3 protein-coding genes and 1 pseudogene are annotated in these 3360 nt (G+C 53.3%); 2 read left to right on the plus strand and 2 right to left on the minus strand.

The annotated features are described in order from the left end of the window. Positions 1–115 precede the first annotated feature (115 nt). Positions 116–1173 (minus strand): IS630 family transposase gene (locus CFR80_RS17365; protein ID WP_198133929.1). Its coding sequence is split into 2 segments (ribosomal slippage): positions 116–681 and positions 681–1173, totalling 1059 coding nucleotides; the frame shifts between segments, so codons are not numbered across the junction. A gap of 779 nt (positions 1174–1952) precedes the next feature. On the opposite strand from CFR80_RS17365, the gene CFR80_RS17375 reads away from it, so the two are divergent. After that, positions 1953–2150: a type II toxin-antitoxin system HicA family toxin gene (locus CFR80_RS17375; protein WP_010512545.1), complete on the plus strand. Its 198-nt coding sequence runs from the start codon at positions 1953–1955 to the stop codon at positions 2148–2150. Further along, on the plus strand, positions 2132–2560 hold the full coding sequence (locus tag CFR80_RS17380) for a type II toxin-antitoxin system HicB family antitoxin (RefSeq protein ID WP_010512546.1): 429 nt from the start codon (positions 2132–2134) through the stop codon (positions 2558–2560). The genes CFR80_RS17375 and CFR80_RS17380 overlap by 19 nt, the downstream gene beginning before the upstream one ends. Before the next feature lie 355 nt (positions 2561–2915). On the opposite strand, the pseudogene CFR80_RS17385 reads toward CFR80_RS17380, so the two are convergent. Continuing rightward, positions 2916–3360 (minus strand): annotated as a pseudogene (locus CFR80_RS17385) (IS5-like element ISGdi1 family transposase); the annotation flags it as partial.

Raw genomic sequence — 3360 nt, forward strand, 5'->3', positions numbered from 1 at the left:
CATGGCGGTCTTCCCACCGTCGGCCATATCGCCTTACGGCATCATAGCTTCCTTCATATCCTTCCTCACGCAGCAGTTCGAACAGACGGATGAGGCTCATACCAACCGTTGATTGCTATAACCCATGAGCCCAATTGCGCAGTCCGATTGACATGATGCGCCATGGTTGATTGACGAGCTGGTTCCAGGCATGGCAGGCGATATCAACGATATCGTCATAGGTTCTGAAGATCCTGTTTGAGAGCCATGTATTGCGCAGGAACTGCCAGAGATTTTCCACCGGGTTCAGTTCAGGAGCCCGGGGAGGCAGCGGGAGAATGGTGATATTGTAGGGAACATCCAGCTTCTGACTGGTATGCCATGCGGCCTGATCCACAATGAGGACGGCGTGAGCGCCCTGCGCGACCGTGCGTGAAATCTCCGCGAGATGGAGCTGCATGCCGTGCAGGTTGCAGACAGGGAGCACGAGGCCTGCGGCCGCTCCCTTTTCAGGACAGATGGCCCCGAAAATCCACGCGGATCTGGTGCGCAGGTCAGCAACGGCCCGGGGCCGGGTGCCCCGTTTCGCCCACCGTCGGGTCAGCTTCGTTTTCTGGCCGATCCGCGCCTCGTCAGACCACCAGATTTCGATATCTTTTCCGGGATGTCTGGACCTGATCGCCGCCATGACACCGGGGAACTCTTTTTAAAAATGTCCTGGGCTTCTGTATCCTGGCGATAGTGCCGTGGCCGGGCTGTCAGCAGGCGGAACCCCTCGCGGCGTATGATCTGACCCAGACGCGTTTCCGACAGGCTGACGCCATAGGTCTCATGCAGCCACCCGCAGAGATCACACAGTCGCCAGCGGACAACACCATGCACCGCAGGGATGGGTCTTTCTTCGAGCCGGGTTTTCAGGGCAGACAGCATCTCCTGTGTCAGGCGGGCTTTCTGTCCCCCGCCATGACGATCCACAAGGCCATCCGGGCCATCCGCATTGAAACGCAGCACCCAGTCACGGATACTCTGACGGTCTGTCCCCGCAAGCAGGGCCGCCTCGCCGCGCGAGGCGCCATCATAAATCGCCGCAAGCGCCAACAGGCGACGCGACTGACCCGCATGCCGGCTTCTGCGCGCAAGGCGTCGCAACTCCGAACTATCATGATCGTCACGCAGGGATAGAGGGCTGCCCATCCAGAATGCCTCCTTCAGAGAATGGTCTGCATCCTATGAATCACATTTTTAAACCGATGGGTACCCCGTGAGTCAGGCCAAACAATGGTTGGTATCAGCCGTTCGCGGGCCGGACGCGCCACGTTCTCCTCAAGAAGAGCGCACAATCTTCCCTCCCATGGACCAATCCGGGGAAGAGGCTGTCGTTCTCGGTGATAGTCAAAAGACGTCTGTCCCGACCGGATCACCTTGCGTACCGTCTGCCGCGATATCCCAAGGTCCCGGCAGATCGCCTTGATCGCCTTTCCTTCGACAAAATGCGCGCGACGGATCTTTCCAATTGTTTCCACAACAAGCATCCCAAACCGGGCCTCCATTCAGCATGAAGGCCATCGTGAACCCGTTTCTCAGAAAGGGGTCGTTTTTGGCTGCCTGTCCCCCTTCCGAAGGGGTCACTTTTCCATGCCGCTTAACACTGTGCGCGGGCCAGAGCCTCTCTCTTTCGGCTTAAAGACGCCTCTTGCCACCGCTCCACCGATGTACCCGCAGGATATGTCCACGAGGGCGGGCTCTTCACATAATATTTCTTGGAAATATTCTTGAAAAATTGTATATTTTTCTTGTATTATATTTAATAATAACATGTATCACTAATGATAATATTTAAATAAATAATTAATTTTGGTATTAATGCTGTTAAATAAATGATTTTTTGTGATTTCCTGCCTGCTCCTGATAAGCTGAGTTCAAGGGATATTGAAAATATTTGGTGCAGTGTGTATGATATGTAAATGCAAGGCATGTTCCTCACTCAGAAACTGATCAGGTTAGGCAGAGTGCTGGATCGCGTACGTGGTTCCCATCATGTTCTGAAGCATCCACAGCGCAAGGACGTGCTGACTATCCCGCACCCGAAGAAAAATCTTGGTAACGGATTGGTTATTGCCATTTGTAGACAGGCAGAAGCCCAGGAGAGGTCATGCGCTACCCAGTTGTAATTGAACATGGTGATGGTACAACGGCCTTTGGAGTTGTTTTTCCTGATCTGCCCGGATGCTTTTCAGCAGGTGACACCTTGGAGGAAGCGCTAGATAGCGCAGAAGAGGCAGCCGCTGGTTGGATCGATGCCATGTTGGACGCAGGCGAAGCCATTCCATCTCCCAGTTCTGTGGATGGCATCCGGAAAGCTCCTGATTATGCAGGTTGGATCGTTGGATTTGTTACACTTGATCCGGCCATTCTTGATGATCGGGTAGATCGTGCGAATATCTCTCTTCCCCGGCGTGTTTTGGCGCGTCTAGATGCTTTAGCTCGTGCCGCCAATGAAAGTCGCTCTGGTATGATTGCCGCCTTGACCTTACAGACGTCCGTGGTATCTGCTGAGGCAGCCAAAATGGATAAGATCTGATCGGGTTGGTAGTTCTATGCTATCGTGCACCTACTCTTGTGCAAATTTCAAGATCAGGTTCTTCCTTCTCCGATTTTGTTCAGAATGGCAAAAATTTGTAATGATTGCCATGCTTTGGTCACAATTTGTGCGGGGTGACCATAAGTGGTATTTCGGGTACGACATATGTCGACATACCGCACTGTTCGTCAGGAAACTGGCGAATTTCTACCCTCGCTAGAAGTTTAATTCGAAATATTTTTGTCTTGATCAAGGATGATTGTTTTATGGCTAAGAGCCTGATCCGAAAGTTTTTGAACAATACCAGCCTGTTGTGATTCATCCGTCTTTACGAAGAGCCCGATCCGAAAGTTTTTCAAGCTTGACAATGCCTTGCTGTCCGTCGTGTGAGCATGCGGATCGAGGCGATCAATGTCCATGCGGTTGAGGAAGCAATGGACTTTTCCCAATCTTTGGCGAGCCGCCTGCACCGTCCCAGCCAGGCGAATGTCCGTTCAACCACCCAGCGGCGCGGCAGGATCTGAAAGCCCTTCGCCGTATCGGACCGCCTGATGATTTCGATCGTCCATTTTCCCATGGAGGCGAGCGCGGATCGCAATTTGTCGCCAGCATAGCCGCCATCAGCGAAGATGTGGCGCAGCCAGGGAAAGCGCCTGCGTATTGCCGCCAGAACATCAACGGCCCCATCACGGTCCTGGATGTCGGCGGCATGAACGAGGAGAAAGATCAGGAAGCCGCAGGTATCAGTCACGATATGGCGCTTGCGGCCCTTGACCTTCTTGCCCGCGTCATAGCCCGAA

It is taken from the genome of Komagataeibacter oboediens, assembly GCF_003207815.1.
GTDB lineage: Bacteria > Pseudomonadota > Alphaproteobacteria > Acetobacterales > Acetobacteraceae > Komagataeibacter > Komagataeibacter oboediens.